This window comes from Janibacter anophelis NBRC 107843 (genome assembly GCF_001570945.1).
Taxonomy (GTDB): Bacteria; Actinomycetota; Actinomycetes; order Actinomycetales; family Dermatophilaceae; genus Janibacter; species Janibacter anophelis.
In genome coordinates this window covers 1-20,507 of record NZ_BCSQ01000040.1, presented here as the reverse complement: position 1 = coordinate 20,507, position 20,507 = coordinate 1, and the positions used below count along the sequence as shown (strand labels likewise).

At 71.7% G+C, this 20,507-nt stretch carries 23 protein-coding genes; 9 read left to right on the top strand and 14 right to left on the bottom strand.

From position 1 onward, the window contains the following. Window positions 1-36: 36 nt before the first annotated feature. From JAN01S_RS11290 to JAN01S_RS11275, 4 genes are all read right to left on the bottom strand, one after another. Window positions 37-1,269 carry an IS1096 element passenger TnpR family protein gene (locus tag JAN01S_RS11290; protein ID WP_068318190.1) on the bottom strand — a complete coding sequence of 411 codons (1,233 nt, stop codon included), beginning with the start codon at window positions 1,267-1,269 and terminating at the stop codon, window positions 37-39. Between the two features lie 51 nt (window positions 1,270-1,320). Next, window positions 1,321-1,758 carry a type II toxin-antitoxin system VapC family toxin gene (locus JAN01S_RS11285; RefSeq protein WP_068318187.1) on the bottom strand — a complete coding sequence of 146 codons (438 nt, stop codon included), beginning with the start codon at window positions 1,756-1,758 and terminating at the stop codon, window positions 1,321-1,323. Then, complete coding sequence (locus JAN01S_RS11280; protein WP_068318184.1) at window positions 1,755-2,009, bottom strand: antitoxin; 255 nt, start codon at window positions 2,007-2,009, stop codon at window positions 1,755-1,757. Before JAN01S_RS11280 ends, JAN01S_RS11285 begins: the two co-directional genes overlap by 4 nt. A 92-nt stretch (window positions 2,010-2,101) precedes the next feature. Continuing rightward, a complete protein-coding gene (locus tag JAN01S_RS11275) occupies window positions 2,102-5,380 on the bottom strand; it encodes a DEAD/DEAH box helicase (RefSeq protein WP_244884826.1) in 3,279 nt (1,092 codons plus the stop codon). 185 nt (window positions 5,381-5,565) lie between these two features. On the opposite strand from JAN01S_RS11275, the gene JAN01S_RS11270 reads away from it, so the two are divergent. Then, a complete protein-coding gene (locus JAN01S_RS11270; RefSeq protein WP_068318182.1) occupies window positions 5,566-6,207 on the top strand; it encodes an alpha/beta hydrolase in 642 nt (213 codons plus the stop codon). A gap of 15 nt (window positions 6,208-6,222) precedes the next feature. On the opposite strand, the gene JAN01S_RS11265 is transcribed toward JAN01S_RS11270, so the two are convergent. Next, a complete protein-coding gene (locus tag JAN01S_RS11265) occupies window positions 6,223-6,564 on the bottom strand; it encodes a VOC family protein (protein ID WP_068318180.1) in 342 nt (113 codons plus the stop codon). Then, window positions 6,561-6,695 (bottom strand): type II toxin-antitoxin system VapB family antitoxin, encoded by a 135-nt coding sequence (locus JAN01S_RS16680; RefSeq protein WP_084360190.1) that lies wholly within the window; start codon window positions 6,693-6,695, stop codon window positions 6,561-6,563. Before JAN01S_RS16680 ends, JAN01S_RS11265 begins: the two co-directional genes overlap by 4 nt. A 101-nt stretch (window positions 6,696-6,796) precedes the next feature. Here JAN01S_RS16680 and JAN01S_RS11260 point away from each other — a divergent pair, with 101 nt between their 5' ends. After that, complete coding sequence (locus JAN01S_RS11260) at window positions 6,797-7,246, top strand: pyridoxamine 5'-phosphate oxidase family protein (protein WP_068318177.1); 450 nt, start codon at window positions 6,797-6,799, stop codon at window positions 7,244-7,246. Between the two features lie 71 nt (window positions 7,247-7,317). Then, window positions 7,318-9,474: a heavy metal translocating P-type ATPase gene (locus JAN01S_RS11255; protein WP_084360189.1), complete on the top strand. Its 2,157-nt coding sequence runs from the start codon at window positions 7,318-7,320 to the stop codon at window positions 9,472-9,474. A gap of 17 nt (window positions 9,475-9,491) precedes the next feature. On the opposite strand, the gene JAN01S_RS11250 is transcribed toward JAN01S_RS11255, so the two are convergent. The 6 genes from JAN01S_RS11250 to JAN01S_RS11225 all read right to left on the bottom strand — a co-directional run bounded on the left by JAN01S_RS11250 (window position 9,492) and on the right by JAN01S_RS11225 (window position 14,378). Continuing rightward, a complete protein-coding gene (locus JAN01S_RS11250) occupies window positions 9,492-9,827 on the bottom strand; it encodes a TraR/DksA family transcriptional regulator (RefSeq protein ID WP_068318172.1) in 336 nt (111 codons plus the stop codon). A 47-nt stretch (window positions 9,828-9,874) separates the two neighbouring features. Next, window positions 9,875-11,254: an MBL fold metallo-hydrolase gene (locus JAN01S_RS11245; RefSeq protein WP_068318169.1), complete on the bottom strand. Its 1,380-nt coding sequence runs from the start codon at window positions 11,252-11,254 to the stop codon at window positions 9,875-9,877. Window positions 11,255-11,283: 29 nt separating this feature from the next. Next, a complete protein-coding gene (locus tag JAN01S_RS11240; RefSeq protein WP_068318166.1) occupies window positions 11,284-11,874 on the bottom strand; it encodes a rhodanese-like domain-containing protein in 591 nt (196 codons plus the stop codon). A gap of 25 nt (window positions 11,875-11,899) precedes the next feature. Beyond that, window positions 11,900-12,709, bottom strand: a complete 810-nt coding sequence (locus tag JAN01S_RS11235) for a sulfite exporter TauE/SafE family protein (protein WP_068318163.1) — start codon at window positions 12,707-12,709, stop codon at window positions 11,900-11,902. Window positions 12,710-12,779: 70 nt separating this feature from the next. Then, a complete protein-coding gene (locus tag JAN01S_RS11230; protein WP_068318160.1) occupies window positions 12,780-12,968 on the bottom strand; it encodes a DUF8730 family Cys-rich protein in 189 nt (62 codons plus the stop codon). 33 nt (window positions 12,969-13,001) lie between these two features. Further along, window positions 13,002-14,378, bottom strand: coding sequence for an MBL fold metallo-hydrolase (locus tag JAN01S_RS11225; protein ID WP_218000028.1), 1,377 nt, complete (start codon window positions 14,376-14,378; stop codon window positions 13,002-13,004). Window positions 14,379-14,453: 75 nt separating this feature from the next. On the opposite strand from JAN01S_RS11225, the gene JAN01S_RS11220 reads away from it, so the two are divergent. Both JAN01S_RS11220 and JAN01S_RS11215 read left to right on the top strand, forming a co-directional pair. After that, window positions 14,454-14,855, top strand: coding sequence for a DUF302 domain-containing protein (locus JAN01S_RS11220; RefSeq protein ID WP_068318157.1), 402 nt, complete (start codon window positions 14,454-14,456; stop codon window positions 14,853-14,855). A gap of 25 nt (window positions 14,856-14,880) precedes the next feature. Next, the gene (locus JAN01S_RS11215) at window positions 14,881-15,147 is read left to right on the top strand and encodes a metal-sensitive transcriptional regulator (protein ID WP_068318155.1); all 267 of its coding nucleotides are present in this window, start codon (window positions 14,881-14,883) and stop codon (window positions 15,145-15,147) included. Window positions 15,148-15,198: 51 nt separating this feature from the next. On the opposite strand, the gene JAN01S_RS11210 is transcribed toward JAN01S_RS11215, so the two are convergent. Both JAN01S_RS11210 and JAN01S_RS11205 read right to left on the bottom strand, forming a co-directional pair. Next, window positions 15,199-15,735 carry an ATP-binding protein gene (locus tag JAN01S_RS11210; protein WP_068318151.1) on the bottom strand — a complete coding sequence of 179 codons (537 nt, stop codon included), beginning with the start codon at window positions 15,733-15,735 and terminating at the stop codon, window positions 15,199-15,201. A 69-nt stretch (window positions 15,736-15,804) separates the two neighbouring features. Further along, window positions 15,805-16,257: an anthrone oxygenase family protein gene (locus JAN01S_RS11205; RefSeq protein WP_244884825.1), complete on the bottom strand. Its 453-nt coding sequence runs from the start codon at window positions 16,255-16,257 to the stop codon at window positions 15,805-15,807. 72 nt (window positions 16,258-16,329) lie between these two features. Between JAN01S_RS11205 and JAN01S_RS11200 the strand changes: the two genes are divergently transcribed. The 4 genes from JAN01S_RS11200 to JAN01S_RS11185 all read left to right on the top strand — a co-directional run bounded on the left by JAN01S_RS11200 (window position 16,330) and on the right by JAN01S_RS11185 (window position 20,373). Then, window positions 16,330-16,695, top strand: coding sequence for a winged helix-turn-helix transcriptional regulator (locus JAN01S_RS11200; protein WP_068318146.1), 366 nt, complete (start codon window positions 16,330-16,332; stop codon window positions 16,693-16,695). Beyond that, window positions 16,692-17,060, top strand: a complete 369-nt coding sequence (locus tag JAN01S_RS11195) for a PIN domain-containing protein (protein ID WP_068318144.1) — start codon at window positions 16,692-16,694, stop codon at window positions 17,058-17,060. Before JAN01S_RS11200 ends, JAN01S_RS11195 begins: the two co-directional genes overlap by 4 nt. Before the next feature lie 81 nt (window positions 17,061-17,141). Next, the gene (locus tag JAN01S_RS11190; RefSeq protein WP_068318141.1) at window positions 17,142-18,041 is read left to right on the top strand and encodes a GNAT family N-acetyltransferase; all 900 of its coding nucleotides are present in this window, start codon (window positions 17,142-17,144) and stop codon (window positions 18,039-18,041) included. 1,300 nt (window positions 18,042-19,341) lie between these two features. Then, on the top strand, window positions 19,342-20,373 hold the full coding sequence (locus tag JAN01S_RS11185; RefSeq protein ID WP_306305663.1) for a 4a-hydroxytetrahydrobiopterin dehydratase: 1,032 nt from the start codon (window positions 19,342-19,344) through the stop codon (window positions 20,371-20,373). Window positions 20,374-20,507 lie beyond the last annotated feature (134 nt).

Below are 20,507 nucleotides of genomic sequence, written 5' to 3'. Positions count from 1 at the left end.
CCTGTGACTCGACCATAGACCCCGGGCCCACCCGGGTCACCTCACCCGGATGCCCTCGTCAGCCAACCACTGGCGCGCTCGTCCGGCCTGACGGTCGGCGGAGAAGACCCCCCACGAGCGGCCCAGCCCCTCCTCGTGGACCAGGTCGCGGAAGCGACGGAACCCACCCCGACCCTCGAGGGCTCGCTCGAGCCGCTCCCGCAACTCGACGTCGCGGTGCCGACGCGCGAAGGCGGCCATGTCCTGCCACCCGCTGCGGGACCCGTGGCAGTCGACGGGCAGCCACCGGTCCGGATCCTCCTCGACGTCGATGGCGTACTCGTCGCCCACCATGGAGGCATCGAGCGCGCCGTCCGGGTGGACCTCACCCGTCTGCAGGTCGAGGACCCCACCGGCGCCCAGCGAAGGGTCCCCCTCCAGGACGGACGAGAGCTGATCGAGGTCCACCGGCAGGACGCGACCGCCCGGGGCCTGGCCGCGCGCTGCGGCAGCGAGGTCCTCCGCCAGGACGTCATCGCCGGGGGCGGCGCGGTCCTCCAGCCGGGCGATGACGGTCCGGGCGAGCGGCTCAGCCGCCGCTCGGTCCGTCGCCAGCGCCATCGGGACGCCCTCGCCCACCTGCTGCAGCGCATCGTCGATGTCGCGGCCGGCCACCGCTGCGAGGAAGGCGGCCGCGTCGCCCTGCGCGATGGCAGCTCGCACCTCACCCATGTCCAGCAAGGGCGCCTCGGCCCGGCCGGGCCATGCGTCCCCCAGCATGGGGTGGGCCTGCGCGGGTCGCGTGGCTGCGCGCGAGGTCCCGTCGTCATCGGCCCAGCGACGACCGTACTGGTCCGGGATCGTGCCCCAGCCCCAGTACGGCAGGGGCGAAGGGGGCTTGACCCCCAGCTCCGCCACGGGGTCGATCGCGTCCTGCCCCACGACGCACCGGTGCACCCACTGGTCGCCCAGGTCGAAGGTGAACCGGAACTCCTCACCCGGCCGCACCGTCCCCGCCACCCGGGTCTGCGCCAGGTCCAGCCAGGAGACCTGCTCCTCCTCGGACAGCTCCTCACCGGTCTCCACATCGGTGACGAGTCGGCCGTCGGACAGGGTGAACTCGGACAGGTGCGACCGGTCCCAGCGGGCAAAGGCGTCGTTGATCGCCGCCGCCAGCTGAGCGAACGTGTGGTCGGGTCCGACCGCGAGGACCCTGCCAGGCCACGGCCAGAGCTCATCACCTCGACCGCCGAGCAGTTCGACCGCGACCGACAACCACGTGCGTGCCATGATCCGACGTTCTCACGGCCCGGGCCGGCTCACCAGCCGCTCCGCCCTCGGTCAGGCCAGCAGGTCCGGGGGGCGGACCCAGCGCAACCCCGGGAACCGCCCGAAGTCGGCGTCGAAGGAGACCACCTCGGCGCGGTGCTCGATCGCGACCGCTGCCACGTGCGCGTCACTGACGAGGTTGCCTCCGGCACCGACCTCCGCGAGGAGCCGCTGGAGGATGGTGACGTGCTCGGCTCCCGGCTCGGTGATGCGCGCACCCGGCGCGTCGAGCCAGCGGCGCACCTGCTCCATGGCCTCATCCGGAGTCAGCGGGTTGGCGAACAGGCCATCCTTGGTCGAGATCCGCACGAAGGCCGTCACCGCCAGCCAGGTGAATCCCACGGTGTCCGCTCCGGAGAGGGCGGAGTCGAGCCAGCCTCGTGACGACGCGTGGTGTCGCGTGTCGGCGTTGACCGCGTACAGCAGGACGTTGGCATCGACGATCCTCACTGGCCGGTCCGCATCCGTCGCACGATCTCCTCGTCCTCGAGGTCGCCGCCCAACTGCAGCGCCCGGTCGAGCGACACCGTGGGCGTGCCCATGTGGCGCGCCGTCGTGTACTCCTGGCCACCACGCACCGCATCGGGGTCTCCTGCACGGATGGCGTCGTTGAGCGCCTGCTTGAAGGACACGCCACGCTCACGCATCAGTCGCCGCACCAAGGACTCGGTGTCGGCGTCGAGAGTGACCGTCGTCCGCATCGTGACAGCATAGCGTCACTCATCATGATGCCTCGCTGTCACGTATATCGCGACCGGCGTCTTCGGGCCGTGCCTGGGGTGCCTCACGTGGCTCAGTCCCCCGGATCGAGCAGGGCACGGATGTCGTCGCTCGTGATGGCCCCCGAGAGGGCGCCGCCGTCGTCGACGACCCGCTCGAAGAGGTCGCGCTTGCGCTCCTGCAGGGCCACGACCTTGTCCTCGATCGTGTCGGTCGAGACGAGGCGGTAGACCATGACCGGCTTGTCCTGGCCGATGCGGTGGGCCCGATCGATGGCCTGCGCCTCGGCGGCGGGGTTCCACCACGGGTCGAGGACGAAGACGTAGTCGGCCTCGGTGAGCGTCAGCCCGACGCCACCCGCCTTGAGGCTGATGAGGAAGGCGGTCTGGCGCCCCCGCTTGAAGTCGTCGACGACCTGCGCCCGGTCGGACGTGGAGCCGTCCAGGTAGCTCGTCGTGATGCCCTCGGCCTCGAGCCGCTCCCGCACGAGCGCGAGGAACCCGGTGAACTGGCTGAACACCAGCGCACGGTGCCCCTCGACCGCGAGCTCGAGCAGGTGCTCGACGAGGACGTCGAGCTTGGCCGAGATGCCCTGCCCGCGCTGGTCCTCGTCGACGAGCCCCGGGTCGAGGCTCAGCTGGCGCAGCCGGGTGAGCGAGGCGAAGATCGCCACCCGGTTGGCGTCCGGGTCCTCGAGGAGCCCGAGCATCCGCTTGCGCTCGCGCTGCAGGTGCCGGTCGTAGATCCGGCGGTGCGTCGGCGTCAGCTCGACCGGCACGACCTGGATCTGCTTGGGCGGCAGGTCAAGGGCCACCTGCTCCTTGGTCCGGCGGAGCATGAGGGGACGGATCCGCCGCCGCAGCCGGTCGAGCAGCTCGGGCCGCTCCCCCGACTCGATCGGCTTGCGGTAGGCGTCGCGGAACCGCTCGCGGTGCGGGTAGAGCCCGGGAGCGGCGAGCGCGAGGAGGGACCACAGGTCCATCAGTGAGTTCTCCAGCGGCGTGCCCGTCACGGCGAGGACGAAGGGGGCCGAGAGCCGCCGCAGCGCCTGGTGGGTCTTGGACCGGTCGTTCTTGACCGTCTGCGCCTCGTCGAGGACGAGCCCGCGCCACTCGACCTCGGCGAACTGCTCCCCGTCGATGCGCAGCACGGCGTAGGAGGTGACGACGAGCTGGGCGCCGGCGACGGCCTCGGCGACGGTGCTCCCGCGCCGCTTGTGGGTCGAGGGCAGGGTGCGCACGGTCAGGTCAGGGACGAACTTGGCGGCCTCGGCGGCCCAGATGGGCACGACGCTCGTCGGGGCGACGACCAGCACGGGACGGTCGAGCTCGCCGGCCTCTGCGGCGCGCGCCAGCAGCGCCAGTGTCTGCACCGTCTTGCCCAGGCCCATGTCGTCGGCGAGGACGCCGCCGAGGCCGGCGTCCCAGAGCGTGGTGAGCCAGTGGTAGCCGTCGAGCTGGTAGGGCCGCAGCGTGGCGCCCAGGGAGGCGGGGACCGGTGGTGCGGGGACGGTGTCGAGCTCTCGGAGGGGCTCGACGCTGGTCCGCCAGGCGTGCTCGCGCGCGACGAGCACCTCGCCGAGATCGGACAGGTCGTCCCAGATGTCGACCTGGTAGCGGCTGAGCCGCAGCGCCCCCTCCTCGGGGTCGACGAGCTCCCGGGACTCCTCGATGAGGGCCCGCAGGTCCGCGAGAACGGGGTGGTCCAGCCGCAGCCAGTCACCGGACTCGAGGTGCAGCACCTCCTCGCCCCGGACGAGGGCCTCGAAGAGCGGCTCGAAGGGGATCTCGACGTCGCCCACGGTCACCGAGACGTGCAGGTCGAGCCAGTCGGACGCACCCTCTCCATCGCCGGCACGGATCGCGATCTGCGGCTCGCCGACCAGTTCCTCGAAGGCGGGCACGTCGGCGTCGACGACGAGCACGACGCGTGGGTCGCCCTCGAGACGCGGCACCACGCCGGCGAGGACGCCGATGGCGTGGGGTCCACGGAGGGTGACCGACGGCTGGAGCAGCACCCGCGTGCTGCCCGTGCCCCGCGAGAGGGCGCCGGGGATGTCGGTGAGCGCCTCGATGCCCATGACGAGGTCGCGCTCGGCGCGCCGGTCCCGGGGGATCGTGTCGGCCGCCCCGGCGGCGACGACCTGGGTCCGGGTGCCGGCGGTGTAGGCGAAGCCGAGGTCGATGCGGATGCCCAGGCTCGCCGCGCGGACGTGGACGTGCAGCCGAGGGGGTTGTGTCTCGGGCAGGTCGACGCTGCCGTCGGAGGAGACGACGGTGACCCGCTTCCGCAGCCGCCCCAGATAGATCGCGAGGAACCGCTCGACGTCCTCCTCGGGGACGGTCACGCTCCGGCGCGCGGTGACGAGGTCGGCGACGTCGGGCGTGAGCGGCGCGACGAAGGGGGTGAGCACCAGCCCGTCGTCACCGGTGACGAGCGCGCCGTGGGCCGGCTCGCCGATGAGCTGCACCTCGACCGCAGCACCGTCGGCGGCACGGCCACCCGGGACGTCGACGACGGGGGTGAGCGTCAGGCCGCTGTCGCTCGCCACGACGTCGAGCACGACCTCGGCGGGCACTTCCTCCAGACGGACCGGATCACCATCCCAGTCGGCGATGAGGGCGACACCGGCATCGCGGATGCGGCGCAACGCCGGCCACACCTCGGCGTCGAGGTCGTCCAGGTGCACCTCCGGCGACCCGTAGGCCTGTCGGTAGCCGCTGCCGAAGCGCAGGTCGTGCAGCACCGCGAGGTCGTCCAGGACCCGCCGGTGCTCCGGCCGGCACCCCGTGGTCTCCCGGCGCACGTCGGTCCAGCCCTGGTTGCGCGCCCACGTACCCGATCGCGTGCGCCGGGTCGGTCGCACGCGCACCCGTGGCCGACCCTCGCGATCCCAGGTGCGCCGGGTCGTGATGACGCTCTCGACGACGAGGGCCATCTCCGCTCCGGCGTCCAGGGGGTCGGGCGGGGCCTCGCGGGTGAGATCGGCGAGGGCGGTCTCCCAGGACGCGACGGGCTCGGCGGCACCACCGAGGGTGTCCCGGACCGTGAGGACGACGGCCACGGCGTGCTTGCAGTCCGCGACGACCGGGCAGCTGCACCGAGCACTCCACGCCAGGACGTCGTCGGCCGGCTCACTGTGCTGCGAGACGATCGTCTGGTAGCTCTCGTGACCGGAGCCCCGGACCTTGGCCACGACGACCCGGCCCCGGTTGAGCGTGGCGATCTGGGTGACCATGCCGTCCCGGGCGTAGCCCTGCCCGCGCTGCATGGTGCCCGGATCCACCGCGTCCTCGAGGACCTCGTCGGTGAGGGACCGGACCCAGCCCGCGGAGTCCACCTGCCAGACCACGGCCTCTCCCTTCGTCCGGTGGTGCTGCTCGCCACCAAGACTAGGCACGGCCCCCGTCAACCCCGCCGGACTCCGGGAGCTGTGGACGGGACGGCGACGACGACCCCGGATGTGGACGGGAGCTGGCGCCTCCCTTCGCGATGTCCTACATTAGTTGACGAAACAACTTTTGATCGGAGCCCACCATGTCCCCTGACGCCACCCCCTTCGCCGAGCCGGTCGCCGCGACCGCGGGCTCGTCCGACCCGGCCGCGCCCCTTGTCGTCCTGCTGCACGGCCGCGGCGCGGACGAGAGCTCGATCCTCACCCTGGCCGACCACCTGCCGCAGGGACCGCAGTACGCCGCGGTGCGCGCGCCGATCGCCGAGGGCGGGGGCTACGCATGGTTCGCCAACCGCGGCATCGGTCGCCCGGTGGCCGCGTCGCTCGAGGCGACGATGGCGTGGTTCCGCCGGTGGCTCGACGACGTCGCCCCCGCGGGACGACCGGTCGTGCTCATCGGGTTCAGCGGTGGCGCCGCCTTCGCCGGCGGCCTCCTCCTCGACGAGCCGGAGCGCTACGCCGGTGCGGCGATCCTGCACGGCACGCTCCCCTTCGACGCCGGCGTGCCGGTCACCCCGGGTGGCCTGGCGGGCATCTCGGTCCTCGTCGCGCAGGGCGACGCCGACCACGTCATCCCGCGTGAGCTGCTCGAGCGCACCTGGACCCACCTCGTCGAGGACTCCGGGGCACGCACGACGACGTACCGCGACGGCGGTGGCCACGGCATCTCGCTCGAGGCCGTGCAGGCGCTCTCGGCGTGGGTCGGTGGCGTCGTCGGCGGCTGAGCCGCTGCGCCCGTCTCAGACGGGACCTCCGCCGACCCCGACCTCGTTGCCGTCGGGGTCGGCGAAGAGCGCCTTGCGCACGCCGTTGTCATAGGTCTCCTGCGACTGCGGGGTGACGCCGCGCCCGGCGGCCGCCGCGAGGAACCCGTCGAGACCACCGACGAAGAGCGTGACGATCGCGCCCCCGGCACGCTCCGGGTCGAGCACGGCGTACAGGTGGGCGTGCTCGGCGAGCGTCCACACCCGCTCGGCGTCGTTGGGGTCGAAGGACTCGACCTCACCCAGCAGCCGCTCGTACCAGTCGATCGCGCGCGGCAGGTCGCTCACGGCGACGCCGGCGAAGAGGTCCCGGGTCATCGCACGGCGGGGACGACGTCGGTGTGGGTCAGCCCGGTCACCGATGCCGCCTGTCGCGCGAGCTCGTGGACCCGTTCGTTCTTGATGTTCAGCCCCAGGGAACCAGTCTGCCCATCGCGGCTGGTGGACATCTACTTCTCGGCCACCGACGACCCAACGACGCGCGTCCGGGCCCATGGTGCACGCTCGGGCCAAGCGATAGCCTCGGACCCATCTGGAGGAGGCGGTTCGGATGACTGACGGCGTCGAGCAACTCACCCCCGAGCAGTGCTGGGCGCTCATGCGCACCACCAGCGTCGGGCGACTCGCCGTGTGGGTGGAGGACCACCCCGACATCTTCCCGGTGAACTTCGTCGTCGACCAGGGCTCGGTCGTCTTCCGCACCGGCGAGGGCACGAAGGTCGCCGGTGCCGCGGGAGCGCTCGTCGCCTTCGAGGCGGACGGGCGCGACGCCGGCACCGATCGGGCGTGGAGCGTCGTCGTCCGGGGCCGCGCCCGGTCGATCACCGAGCTGCACGACGTCATCGCCAGCTCCGAGCTCCCGCTGCACCCGTGGCACGAGGGGCACAAGGACCGGTTCATCCGGATCACCCCCGACGTCGTGTCGGGGCGACGCTTCGTCGTCGCCGACGCTTCTGTCTGGGGCACCGACGCCGGCCACCACTCCACCACGCACGACTGACCGACCGAGCGAATGCGCCCACACCCCGTCAGTCGCGGAATATACCCCTTAGGGGTATGGTTGGCACTGACATGAGCGCCACACCAAGACCCACGCCCACCCCGACCGCCGGGCACGACCACCACGGGTCGGCCGACCACTCCGCGCACGGCCACGGGAGCCATCACGACAACGACGGTCATGCGGAGCATGGTGGGCACGAGGGCCATGGGGGTCACGGGGGTCACGGCGGCCACGGGGGTCACGGCGACCACGTCGGCCAGTTCCGCCGACTCTTCTGGATCATGCTCGTGCTCGCGGCGCCGGTCGTCGGCTTCGACCGGATGTTCGCCGACCTCATCGGCTACGACCTGCCGCACGGCGGCTGGACGACCTGGGTGGCGCCGGTCCTCGGCACGGTGATGTACGTCTGGGGAGGCCGCCCCTTCCTCACCGGCGCGGTCGACGAGATCCGCGCCCGCAAGCCCGGGATGATGCTGCTCATCGCCCTGGCGATCACCGTCGCCTTCATCTCCTCGTGGGGGGCGAGCCTCGGGCTGCTCGACCACGAGCTGAGCTTCTGGTGGGAGCTGGCGCTCCTCGTCGTCATCATGCTCCTGGGGCACTGGATCGAGATGCGCTCGCTCGCGCAGACCACCTCCGCCCTGGACTCGCTCGCCGCCCTCCTGCCCGACGAGGCGGAGCGTGTGGAGGGCGACGAGATCGTGGCGGTCCCCCCTTCGTCCCTGGCGGTCGGTGACGTCGTCGTCGTGCGCCCGGGCTCGTCCGTCCCGGCCGACGGGCGGGTCGTCGACGGCTCGGCGAGCATGGACGAGTCGATGATCACCGGCGAGTCCGCCACGGTCCGCCGCGGCGTCGGCGACCAGGTCGTCGCAGGCACCGTCGCCACGGACTCCGGGCTGCGCGTCGAGGTCACCGCCACGGGCGACGACACCTCGCTCGCGGGGATCCAGAGGCTCGTCTCCGACGCCCAGTCCTCCTCGTCCCGGGCGCAGCGGATCGCGGACACCGCGGCGGGCTGGCTCTTCTGGTTCGCCCTCGGCGCCGCCGTCATCACCGCCCTCGTGTGGTCACTGCTCGGCCTGCCCGACGACGCCGTCGTGCGGACGATCACCGTCCTCGTCATCGCCTGCCCCCACGCCCTCGGTCTGGCGATCCCGCTCGTCGTGTCGATCGCGACCGAGCGCGCCGCCCGCGGCGGGGTGCTCGTCAAGGACCGGCTGGCGCTGGAGTCGATGCGCACGGTCGACACCGTCCTCTTCGACAAGACCGGCACCCTGACCGTCGGCGAGCCCACCGTCACCGGCATCGAGACCGCCGGGTCGCGCTCGGACACGGACCTGCTCGCCCTCGCGGCCGCCGCCGAGTCCGACAGCGAGCACCCGCTGGCCCGCGCCATCGTCGGCGCCGCCGAGGTCCGCGGCCTCACGGTGCCACGCGCCACGGACTTCTCCTCGTCCCCCGCCGTCGGCGTGCGGGCCGTCGTCGACGGCACGACCGTCGAGGTCGGTGGCCCCTACCTGCTCGAGCAGCACGACCTGACGGAGCTGCCCGTCGCGGACACGTGGCGCGAGGAGGGCGCGATCATCCTGCACGTCGTCGTCGACGGCGAGGTCGTCGGCGCGCTGCGCCTGGCCGACGAGGTCCGGCCGGAGTCCCGCGAGGCCGTCGACGCGCTCCACGCGATCGGCGCGCAGGTCGTCATGATCACCGGCGACGCGCAGGCGGTCGCCGAGACCGTCGCGGGCGAGCTGGGCATCGACCGCGTCTTCGCCGGGGTGCGTCCGGAGGACAAGGCGGCCAAGGTCGCCGAGCTGCAGGGCGAAGGGAGGAAGGTCGCCATGATCGGCGACGGCGTCAACGACGCGCCCGCACTGGCGCAGGCCGACGTCGGGCTCGCGATCGGCGCCGGCACCGATGTCGCCATCGGCTCGGCCGGGGTCGTGCTCGCGAGCTCCGACCCGCGCTCGGTGCTGTCGGTGATCGACCTCTCGCGGCAGACCTACCGCAAGATGCGGCAGAACCTCTGGTGGGCCGCCGGCTACAACCTCATCTCCGTACCGCTCGCCGCGGGCGTGCTCGCCCCGATCGGGTTCGTCCTGCCGATGAGCGTGGGCGCCATCCTCATGTCGGCCTCGACCGTGGTCGTCGCGCTCAACGCGCAGCTGCTGCGCCGGCTGGACCTGCGGCCCGAGGCGAGCGCCGCCCGGATGCGCGAGTCGGCCTGACCTTCCGGGCCGATGGCTCAGCGCCCGGCGCACTCGATGCACCGGCGAGCCGTCGGGCGCGCCTCGAGCCGGCCGGCCGCGATGGGGCGACCGCACCGCTCGCACGTGCCGTAGGTGCCGCCAGAGATCCGCGCCAGGGCCGCGTCGACCTCCTCGAGGTGGGCGCGGGCCTGCCGGACCAAGGCGTCGACCTGCGAGCGCTCGAAGGCGATCGTCGACCCCTCCGGGTCGTGCTCGTCGTCGGCGTTGCTCCCTTCGCTCGCCTCGACGATGGCTGCGAAGTCCCCGGTGAGCGTCGCGAGGCGGGCGAGGGTCTCCCTTCGCTCGACCTCGAGGGCAGTGCGCGCGTCCATCTGCCCATCGTGCACCCGAGCCGGGCCCTCGCCCACCGTCGCGGCGCTCACCGGGTGGCGGCGACCTCCCGGGCAGCCCACGCGTCGTAGCCCCCGACGAGGTCGGTCACGCGGTCATGTCCCCGCGAGCGCAGCAGGCTGGCCGCGACCGACGAGCGCCATCCTCCGGCGCAGTGCACCAGCACCGGCCGGCTCGAGGGCAGCTCGTCGTGGCGTCGGGTGAGCTCGGCCAGCGGGATGTGGACCGCGCCGGGGATGACCTGGTCGCCCTCGCGCTCACCGGCGTTGCGCACGTCGAGCACGACAGTCCCGTCGGCGAGGTCGTCCCAGTGGGCGACGTCCAAGCGCGCGGCCGAGTCGACGAGGTCGGGCAGCTGCGCGAGGACGGCCCGGCCCCCTGCCACGTGACCGACGACGGAGTCGAAGCCGATGCGTGCGAGCCGGAGCGCCGCCTCCTCGTGCCGGCCGGGCTCGGCGAGGACGAGGATCTCGTCACCGTGGTCGAGGACCATCCCGGCCGTCTCGGCGAAGCGTCCGTCCAATCCCACGTTGACCGCGCCCACGAGGTGGCCGGTGGCGAAGTCCTCCGGGGAGCGGGTGTCGACGACGACAGCCCCGCCCGCCATCGCGGCACGCACCTCGGCGGGCGTGAAGGGGACGACGGCCTCGTCCGGGTCGAGGAGCTCGCGCATGCGCAGGTTGAGAGCCGCATCGACCTGGAAGTACGGCGGCGCCGACGGCTGGCCGGTGCTGACCATGCCGACGAACTCGGCCACCGGCATCGGCGCGGCGAAGGGGTTGGTCGCCCGCTGGGCCCCGATGTTCGACTCGAGCTCGTCGGACAGACCGCGGCCGCAAGAGGAGCCGGCACCGTGGGCAGGCATGACCTTCGTCGCGTCGGGCAGCGTCAGGAGCACGTCGTGCAGGGTGCTGTACATGGCCTCCGCCAAGGACTGCGGCGTCGACCCGTCGGAGACGACGAGGTCGGGTCGGCCGACGCCGCCGACGAAGAGCGAGTCACCGGTGAGCACCGCGTGGGGGCTGCCCTGCTCGAGCACGAGGACACTGATCGACTCCCAGGTGTGGCCTGGCGTCTCGAGGATCTCGAGCGTCACCTCGTCGCCCAGCTCGATGCGGTCGCCCTGCGCGAGGGTACGCACCTCGAACTCGGCCCGCTCGGCGGCGGTCGGCCCGTAGCCGATCCACGCGTCGGTCGCGGCCGCCAGCTCGAGGTGGCCCGCGACGAAGTCGGCGTGCACGTGGGTGTTGATGACGCCGACGATGTCGAGCTCGTGCTCCTGCACGTCGGTGAGGTAGTCGCTGATGTCCCGTCGCGGGTCGACGACGACGGCCTTGCGGGTGCCCTCGTCGGCGATGAGGTACGAGCCGTGCGAGAGGCAGCTGAGGTAGTACTGCGTGAGGATCATCGGGTGGTCTCCTTCTGAGGTTGGGGAGGTCAGGCGCGGTCGGCGCGCAGCTGCGCGAAGATGGTCTCGGGGTCGGGCATGTCGCGGCGGTTGTGGGGCAGCTTGGACAGCAGCACCCCCATCGCGCAGGTGTCGGTCAGGGCAGCGCCGGTCAGGCCGGCGCCGATCCCGGCCGCGAACCACTTCGCCGGGGGCAGGACGGTGCTCACGAGCACGCCGGTGAGGACGATCGAGCCCGCCACGAGGCGCACCTGGCGCTCGAGGTCCCACGTCCCCTCGCCGCGGACGACGTCGCCGCCGGCGCTCTCCCAGGCGGTGATGCCGCCGTCGAGCACGTGCAGGTTGGGCAGGCCGGCCTCGGCCAGGGCGCCCTCCGCACGACGGGCACGTGCCCCGGAGCGGCAGACGAGGACGACGTCCTCGTCGAGGTGCTCGGCGAGCTCGCGGCCGTGCTCCTCGAGGAGCTCCAGCGGCACGTTGTAGGAGCCGGGGACGTGCACGTCGGCGAACTCGCCCGGTGTGCGGACGTCGACGATGCGCGGCCCGGCGGATCCGGCCATCCACGCACGCACCTGCTCGGCGTCGAGGGTGGCGGGTCGGGTGGTGGTGCTGGTGGTCATGGGTGTCCTTACGGGAGGAGGTGGGTCAGGTGAGGAGGGCCGGCACGGAGTGCACGGCGGTGAAGGTGGCGATGACGAGCACGAGGACCGCGAAGGCCTGCGACAGCGCCCGGGCCGGGAGCCGGTCGGCGATGCGGCTGCCGATGAGGCTGCCCACGACCGCGACGCCGGCGAAGCCGAGGACCAGCGGCCAGTCGAGGTCTCCGACGCCCTGCTGCGCCCGGGCCGCGAACGCCGTGGCGCTGTTGACGGCGATGACGAGCAGCGAGGTGCCGACGGCCACGGGCATCGTGAAGCCGAGGACCAGGACGAGGACCGGGACGAGCACGAAGCCGCCGCCGACCCCGAGGAAGCCGGTGAGCAGCCCGACGAGCGTGGCCGCGGTCAGCAGCTTCAGCAGGCGCGGGCAGGCACAGGTCAGGGGGTGGAGGGTGAGGATCGGCTCGTCGGGGTCGCCCTCGGCCCCGGCGACGGAGCCGCGACGGCTGCGACGGAGCATGAGGGTGCCGACCACGACCATGAGGGCGGCGAAGACGGTCATCAGCAGCTCCGGCGGGACCAGCCGCGACGCTGCCGACCCCGCGACGGACCCGGCCGTGCCGAGGAGGCCGAAGGTCAGTCCCTGCCCGAACCGCACCCGCCCGCCGCGGTGGTGGTCCGGCAGGGAGAGCAAGGAGGTGATGCCGACGATGATCAGCGAGCTGGTCGTCGCGGTGACGGGGTCCTGCCCCAGGACGTGCACGAGGGCGGGGACGGCAAGGATGGACCCGCCGCCGCCGAGGGCGCCAAGGGCGAGGCCGATGGCCAGAGCGAGGGGGATGACTGCAAGGGGCACGTGGGGGCTTCGGGGTAGGACCGTCGGGGGCGGGGCAGGGCGCACCCACCGCCGACGGCGTCTGGGTGACTCAGCCGCGCCCGATGAGGCGGGAGAGCAGGTTCGGCGAGGTGCGGGCGGCTCGGGCCCCCTTCGCCGGGGTGGGGTGGCCGGGGCAGCGCTGGCTGCCGGGCACGCCCCGCATCACCTGGTCGACGTGCTGGCCGCAGCCGGCCCAGGTGGTCTTGCCGCACTGGCGGCAGGTGGTCTGACGGCACATGGTGGTCTCCTCGTGTGGGATGGGGAAGGGGGGTCAGGCAGGGGTGGTCATGGGCAGGCCGGCGGGGGCCGCGTTGTCGAAGTCGTCGTCGACGACCACGACCAGGCGTCCGCGGGCGGCGAGGACGGAGGCCGCGATCGAGGCGCGGTAGCCGCTCGCGCAGTGGACCCACAGCTCGCGCTCGGGGATCTCGTCGAGCCGGTCGAGCACCGCGCCGATCGGGACGTTCTGCGCGCCCTCGATGTGACCGTCGGCGTGCTCGCCGGCGAGCCGCACGTCGAGCACGTGCACAGAGCGGTGGTGGCGCACCTGGGACAGGTCCGCGAAGTTCGCCCGTTCCAGGGTGCCGAGGGGACGATCGGTCCAGTCGGCGGGGCCACCGGTGGCGGCGCCGGCAAGCCGGTCGAAGCCGATACGCGTCATCTCGCGCTGAGCCTCGGCCACCTCCTCGGAGGTCTCGCCGAGCAGGGTCAAGGACGCGTCCCACGGGATGAGCCAGCCGAGATAGGTCGAGAACTGCCCGTCGAGACCGAAGTTGAGCGTGCCGGTCACGTGCCCGGCGGCGAAGGCGGTCCGGGTGCGCAGGTCGACGACCCACTCGCCGGCGTCGATGCGACCGGCCAGGGTCTGCTTGTCGGCTCGCTCGGGGGCCCGCAGATCGGCCTCGGTGGGTCCGGAGGCGTTGGCCGGGTTCATGTGGACGTAGTACGCGGGGTAGGCATCGAGACCGGCGAGCGTGTCGGCGACCCACTGCTCCTCGTCCTGCGTGAGTGCCGGGTTGACCCGACGTTCCCGGCCGATGGTCGACTCCGTGGCGCCGCCGGTGGATCCGGCAGAGCAGAAGGAGCCGAACCCGTGGGTCGGCAGCACGTCGGCCTGCTCCGGCAGCTCGTCCGCCAGACGGTGGATGGAGGCGTACTGGTGGTGGACGAGGGCGCTCGTGTGCTCCTCGCCGAGAAGGTCCGGTCGGCCCGTGGCCCCGAAGAGCAGCGACCCTCCGCTGAAGACGGCCGTGGTCGTGGTCTGGTCGCCGGCGCCGGTCTCCAGCGCGTAGGACAGGTGGGTGAAGGTGTGGCCGGGGGTGGCGATGGCGCGCACGCGCATCGTGTCGGAGACCTCGACGACGTCGCCGTCACGGATCTGTGCGCGGTCGAAGGAGACCTCGTCGGCGGCGTTGACGTGGTAACGCGCGCCGAGGCGGCGGGCCAGTGCGAGGCCGCCGGTCACGTAGTCGTTGTGCAGGTGGGTCTCGAAGACGTCGGTGATCCGCACGCCGGCCTCGTCGGCCACCTCGAGGACCCGGTCGATGTCGCGCTGGGGGTCGACGACGAGGGCCACGTCGCCGTCGTGCGCGAGGTACGAACGGTCCCCCAGGCTCGGGGTCTCGATGGTCATGATCGTCGGTTCCATGGATGACAAGTTAATACCCCCGGGGGTATAGTGCAACACGCGGTCGGAGAGATCGCCTGACGAAGGGAGATCGACATGCAGTACGCCATGACCACGACGGTGGACGCGTCCTTCGACGAGACGCTGGCTGTCACCCGGGACGCGCTGTCCGAGCAGGGCTTCGGCGTCCTCACCGAGATCGACCTGGCCGCGACGCTCAAGGCCAAGGTCGGCGCAGACATCGAGCCGCACGTGATCCTCGGGGCCTGCCGGCCCCAGCTGGCCGAGCGGGCGGTCGGCATCGAGCCCTCGATCGGGCTGCTGCTCCCGTGCAACGTCGTCGTGCGCTCCACGGGCGAGCGCCGCACCGTCGTCGAGGCGGTCGACCCCGACATGATGGTCGGCGTGACGGACAATGAGCAGCTGGAGGTTGTCGCCGCCGAGGCACGCACCCGGCTCGAGGCCGCCCTGGCAGCGCTGTCCACCCGCGTCGGCTGACGCACCGGATCACGAGGAGAGAGACATGGTCACGTTGGACATGGAAGACATGGGCCCGGTCATCAACCGACTCCGCCGCGCCCAAGGCCAGATCAGCGGAGTGATCCGGCTCATCGAGGAGGGGCGTGACTGCAAGGACGTCGTGACCCAGCTGGCCGCGGCGAGCAAGGCGCTCGATCGCGCCGGCTTCGCCATCGTCTCCTCCGGCCTGCAGGAGTGCCTGTCCGCGCCCGGCGGCGTCAACGAGGACGACCGCGCCGCGATGGAGAAGCTCTTCCTCGCCCTCGCCTGACGGCCCTGCAGCGAGCGACGTGGACCGGCCGGCTCGGCCAGAGGGAGCGGGTCAGGCCCGCGTGAGCTCGTCGACGAGCTCAGCCACCGGCCACGTGCTGTCGAGGCGCACCACCGGGCAGGGCAGGTCCGCGAGCCACTGCTCGTGCTGGGCGCGGTTGCGACCGTCGAAGTCCGGGTCCTCGTAACCACCCGCCCAGTCCATGAAGTCGCGGTACGCACCCTCCCGCTCCCCGCCGGGGCGGATCGTCTCGCCGTAGCGCAGCACCTCGCGGGCGTGCAGGCGATCCATCCGCTCCTCGTGCGGGGCGGAGAGGAAGACCACGGCGTCGAAGTGCTCGACGAGCTCGTCGCCCCACCCCATGAGCGTGCCCGAGAGCACCCAGGCATCGCGGCCCACGAAGAGGTCGCGCATGAGCCGCACCCGCTCCGGCTCCTCACGCTTCGTCGTGTACGGCGGGGTCGTCGGCACCCAGAAGTAGTCGTCGGTGTCGGCGTGCGGCACCGCCCACGCGCTCGCGAGCGCCCGGCCCAGGGTGGTCGTGCCGGACCCACTGGCCCCGGTGATGTGCAGGTGGCAGGGAGTCATGCGGACCACATTTCCACGCGACCACCTGACGAAAGGGGGACCGCCCCCCTTCGTCCTGTCGCCTCGGGATCAGCCGGGCACGGCCACGCCGAACGCCACGCAGGCGAACCCGGCGGTGATGACCGCGACGCGCACCTGGTGCAGCCGGTCCCAGCGCTGCACCTGCTCGCGCCAGTCGGACGGTGCGGTCCTCGGCGTCCAGGTCTTGCCGCGGTTGTTGATCGGGACGAGCAGGGCGAGGGACATCACGACGCTCACCACGAGCAGCGCGCCTCCGAGTGCGGCCGCCCAGGTCGCGGCACCGCCGGGTGCGCTCACCGCGACCGCCACGATCAGGACGAGGGAGGCCATGTACCACCACGGCATGAGGCGGCCGAGGACGCGACCGCCGTGGGCCCGCCCGAGCAGGCCGGCATCGCCGGGCAGGCCGTCGAGCATCGGACCGACGAAGGCCGCCACGGAGAGCTCGACGCCCACCAGCAGACCCGTCACGACCAGGGACAGGACAGCAATCGTCGTCATCATGCCTCGATCGAAGCACCATAGCGCCAGATACGACAGTACTTACTTGCGTGTCAGTACTAGGGTGGTGCCATGTCCCCCTCCCCCGTCCGCCCGGCCCGCCCTCCCGAGACGATCGAGCACTGCCCCGTCGACACGGCTCTCGGCGTGATCCGGGGGCGGTGGAAGGGCACGATCCTCTGGCTCCTCGGCGACCGTCCGATGCGGACCAGCGAGCTGCGGCGCGCGATCCCGGGCATCAGCGAGCGGATGCTCATCCGCCACCTCCACGAGCTCGTGGCCGACGGCATCATCGAGCGCCATGACACGGGCACGGTCCCGCCACACGTCACCTACTCGGTGAGTGAGTACGGTCGGACGCTGGAGCCGGTGGTCCGAGCCCTGTGCGACTGGGGTGGGAGCCACCTGGAGCGGGAGCCGTCGGGCGCCGCGCCGTGACGGTGATCGTCGACGCGGCCAACTGTGTCGGCAGCGTCCCCGACGGGTGGTGGCGCGACCGCGCCGGTGCGACCCGGCGTCTGCGGGACGCGATCTCGCCGGCGGACCTTCAGGTCGCTCTCGGACTCGACGTCACCCCGGACGTCGTGCTCGTGGTCGAAGGGAGGGCTCGCGGCATCGAGTCCACCGAGACCGTGCGGGTGGTGGACTCCCCCGGCATCGGGGACGACGAGATCGTCCGCCTGACCGAGCAGCTCACGGCTGACGACGGCCGGGTCGTCGTGGTGACCGCCGACCGTGCCCTCAGAGAGCGGGTGGTCGCCCTGGGCGCGAGCACCGTCGGTCCACGAACCGTGCGCACCTGACGCCTCCCTCCGCCGCACCTCAGCCCCGGGAGGCGAAAATCGGCTGGCACGCGCCCCCACAGAGCGGGTTGACTCGTGGCCATGGACAGCCTTGTCATCGCCCCACCCGCCGATCGGCTCCGCGATGTCGCCGAGGTCCTGGGCTCGTGGCAGCTCGACGACGGACCGGTGCAGCTGCACCCGGGCGACCTCGGCTGGTTCTCGATGCGCGGACCTGTGGCCACCGCGCAGGCGCTGCGCGTCTGGGAGGACGGTGGCGAGCTGGTCGCCGTCGGTCTGCTCGACGGCCCGGACCTGCTGCGGCTGGCCGTCCGCCCCGGCGCGGCCGAGGACGCACAGCTGGCACGGCAGATGGCCGACGACATCACGGACCCGACGAAGGGGGTGCTGCCGGCAGGCGCGGCGTACGTCGAGGCACGTGGTCTGCCGCTGCTCGACGAAGCCCTCGTCCGCCACGGGTGGCGGCGCGATGAGGTGTGGACTCCCCTTCGTCATCACCTGGCCGGGGCGGTCGAGGTGGAGGCCGTGCGCGGGTCCGGGCTGCAGGTCTCGGAGGTGCCGCACGATGAGCACGGGAGCTGGGGCGAGGTGCACTGGTCCGCGTTCACGGGGACCGAGTACGGAGCCTTGGAGCGCGCCCGGATCATCGACTGGCTGGACACCATGCGCAATGGACCGCTGGGTGAGCGCGTGGCCTTGCTGATCGGGCGCGACCCGGCGGGCGCGGCCGTGGCGGTCGCTGGGGTCTGGACCGCGGGACGGGGTCGGCCCGGGCTGATCGAGCCGATGGGGGTGCACGCGGACCACCGGGGCAAGGGGTACGGCGTGGACATCTGCCGGGCCGCCGCGCTCAGGCTGCGGGAGCTGGGCTGCTCCAGCGCTGCGGTGGCCACCGAGAGCGCGAACCGTGGGGCAGTGGATACCTACGTGGCTGCCGGCTTCGTCGCCGGCGATGAGGTGCTCGACCTGTCCCGGCGGTGAGGGGCGGCGAGGCACCCACATCCAGCCCTAGTCTGTCGTCCATGAAGTTCACACGCGCCGAGCGAGGAGCGGCGGCTGCGCGCGTCCTCGTGAGTGATGGTTCAAGCTTGCGCGCAGTTCTCGTGAAGAGGTCTTCGAACCGTTCCGGTCATTTCGCCCACGTTGAAGGGTCAAGTGATTCGCCCCAGCTGGCGCAGCGCCGCATCTGAGTGTCACCAACCTGACGGCCGAGTACAACTAGTCCTGGGCTTCGCCGAGGCGCGCTTCGGGCGTGAGCTCGCCCCTGAGACCGCCGCCGGACGCAGCCCGGGCAAGAGCGCGACCCAGCGCAGGTGCCTGCTTGAACAGATTGTGACCGGCCACAAAGAAGACCGAGCCTGTCTCCCACACGGCCACGCCGTCCTCGCTCGATGGGAGGTCGGTCACCCAGCAGTGAAGGAACTCGCGCGGCTCTGGGTGGAGACCGGGCAGCGCCCGTGTCACGTATTCGCGTGCGCGTTGGTCTAACAAAATTCGAAAATAAACTCGGGCAAGTATTCAATAGAAGCTATCAATAGGAGTCAACAATGAAGGTCACGTATAAAGTCGGGGAAGAGATTGGCAAACGCCTGAAGGCTACAATCTTTGACGACCCCAAAGTTACACGAAATGGCACATTTGACGGCCTATCTGTGATGAGCCACTATTCGAATATGGTAACGCAGGTAATAGTCACCGGGTATAACGTTCGAACGCCCGCAAAGAAATGCAATATCACCCTAAAGACGGACGAGGTACTTTCGACAGTCATTGAGGGCACTTGGCTGAAGCACCGGAGCGACCAACCAGAAGCACCAAATGCATCAATACTGTATCTCAACCGCGAACAAGAGACCCTAGAAGTGCACTACTTTACTGGCCAAGACGCATATGAATGGTCACCTAGCGATAATGACCTAGAAGAACTTCGGGAGCGGCTCCGACCTACTTCAGTTGCTCCCCCTTCAACGTAAATAGGCCCTTCACTATGAAGTTGGGGCCGCCCGCCTTGCCGTCGTCCTCGCCCTGCTCCTGTGGTTCCTCCTCGCGGTGGGCACGAGCCTGCGCGACGGGCCGGTGTCCCGCACCCACCTGCGCGCGCTGCGCCGGACCCTCGTCATCGGCTCCGCCTCCGTCGTCGGAGGGTGCGGGTCCTCGGCGTCGTTGCGCCGCTCACCGCAGCGATGCTCGCGCTCCCCGTCGTCGTGCCCCGCGCCGAGGCGGCCACCCCCGCCCCCTGGCCTCGCTCGCCGCGACCGCGGACTGCGTCGCCTCCGGGTCCGTGACCTCGGTCGACGACCTCACTCGGATCGCCGGCTTGCGCGGGACCGACGACTTCCGCGGGGGTGACGTCGGCGCCGACGCACTCCTGCAGGACGGCCGGCGGCTGTGGCTCTTCGGCGACACGCTGCGCGGCGGGCAGGCGGGCCCGACCTATGTCCGCAACTCGATGCTCGTCGCCGACGACCGCTGCCTGCGTGCCGTCCTGCCGAAGTCCGGCGGCGCCCTCATCCCGGACCGAGCGGGCAGCGGGGACAACCCCGTCGGCCACTGGCCGATGTCTCCGGACCGCAACGGCACCCCCTTCGCCGCTAGCGTGGACGCCATGGACATGATCAGGGGAGATCAGATCGCTGCCGAGCGGCTCACCGACTGGCGCAAGCTCGCCCAGGGGCTGCACGCGCGGTATCGGGTCGACGGCTTCGGGGAGGCGGTGCGGTTCGTCACGGCCATCGGCGAAGGGGGCGACGACCTCGGTCATCATCCGCGCGTACGCATCGGGGAGGGTGTCGTCGACCTCGAGGTCGTCAGCCAGGACGCGGTCTACCGCGACGAGGACGGGTCGCAGCTGCACGGGATCGAGTGGGTGACGCAGCGCGACGTCGACCTCGCGCGCCGGATCACGCAGATCGCCACCGAGCTCGGGCTGACCGCGGACCCGGCCGGCGTGAGCGAGGTCGAGCTCGGGCTCGACGTCACGGACTCCGCGAAGGTCGCGCCCGTGTGGGCCGCGCTGCTCACCGGCGACGCGCAGTCGCAGGGGCGCGGGACGCCGGGCGACGAGATCCGCGACGCCGACGTGCGCGTCCCCAACCTGTGGTTCGGGGAGGTGGACCCGGAGGGTGGGGCCGGCCAGCGCTTCCAACTCGAGGTCTACGTGGCCCCCGAGGAGGTCGAAGGGAGGATCGCCGCCGCCGTCGCGGCAGGCGGCGAGGTCGTCGACGACAGCCAAGCGCCCGGCCTCACCGTCATCGCCGACCCGGAGGGCAACCGGGGCGTGCTGTGCGCCGACATGTCGGCGGCTCCGGCCTGATCGGTCCTCAGATGTGTCGCTGAGTGTCCGCTCGATATTCCTCACCCTCAATGAGGTTGACTGTTGTTCACTGAGGGCACGGTCAAGGCGCGCACCTAGGCGGACTCTCGGAGGAGATTGGATGTCGAGATCAA

Coding starts and splice junctions, on each gene's coding strand:
- JAN01S_RS11290 (WP_068318190.1), bottom strand. CDS start 1,269: ATGGCACGCACGTGGTTGTCGGTCGCGGTCGAACTGCTCGGCGGTCGA.
- JAN01S_RS11280 (WP_068318184.1), bottom strand. CDS start 2,009: ATGCGGACGACGGTCACTCTCGACGCCGACACCGAGTCCTTGGTGCGG.
- JAN01S_RS11270 (WP_068318182.1), top strand. CDS start 5,566: ATGTCCCCTGACGCCACCCCCTTCGCCGAGCCGGTCGCCGCGACCGCG.
- JAN01S_RS11265 (WP_068318180.1), bottom strand. CDS start 6,564: ATGACCCGGGACCTCTTCGCCGGCGTCGCCGTGAGCGACCTGCCGCGC.
- JAN01S_RS16680 (WP_084360190.1), bottom strand. CDS start 6,695: ATGTCCACCAGCCGCGATGGGCAGACTGGTTCCCTGGGGCTGAACATC.
- JAN01S_RS11260 (WP_068318177.1), top strand. CDS start 6,797: ATGACTGACGGCGTCGAGCAACTCACCCCCGAGCAGTGCTGGGCGCTC.
- JAN01S_RS11255 (WP_084360189.1), top strand. CDS start 7,318: ATGAGCGCCACACCAAGACCCACGCCCACCCCGACCGCCGGGCACGAC.
- JAN01S_RS11250 (WP_068318172.1), bottom strand. CDS start 9,827: ATGGACGCGCGCACTGCCCTCGAGGTCGAGCGAAGGGAGACCCTCGCC.
- JAN01S_RS11245 (WP_068318169.1), bottom strand. CDS start 11,254: ATGATCCTCACGCAGTACTACCTCAGCTGCCTCTCGCACGGCTCGTAC.
- JAN01S_RS11240 (WP_068318166.1), bottom strand. CDS start 11,874: ATGACCACCAGCACCACCACCCGACCCGCCACCCTCGACGCCGAGCAG.
- JAN01S_RS11230 (WP_068318160.1), bottom strand. CDS start 12,968: ATGTGCCGTCAGACCACCTGCCGCCAGTGCGGCAAGACCACCTGGGCC.
- JAN01S_RS11225 (WP_218000028.1), bottom strand. CDS start 14,378: ATGGAACCGACGATCATGACCATCGAGACCCCGAGCCTGGGGGACCGT.
- JAN01S_RS11220 (WP_068318157.1), top strand. CDS start 14,454: ATGCAGTACGCCATGACCACGACGGTGGACGCGTCCTTCGACGAGACG.
- JAN01S_RS11215 (WP_068318155.1), top strand. CDS start 14,881: ATGGTCACGTTGGACATGGAAGACATGGGCCCGGTCATCAACCGACTC.
- JAN01S_RS11210 (WP_068318151.1), bottom strand. CDS start 15,735: ATGACTCCCTGCCACCTGCACATCACCGGGGCCAGTGGGTCCGGCACG.
- JAN01S_RS11205 (WP_244884825.1), bottom strand. CDS start 16,257: ATGACGACGATTGCTGTCCTGTCCCTGGTCGTGACGGGTCTGCTGGTG.
- JAN01S_RS11200 (WP_068318146.1), top strand. CDS start 16,330: ATGTCCCCCTCCCCCGTCCGCCCGGCCCGCCCTCCCGAGACGATCGAG.
- JAN01S_RS11190 (WP_068318141.1), top strand. CDS start 17,142: ATGGACAGCCTTGTCATCGCCCCACCCGCCGATCGGCTCCGCGATGTC.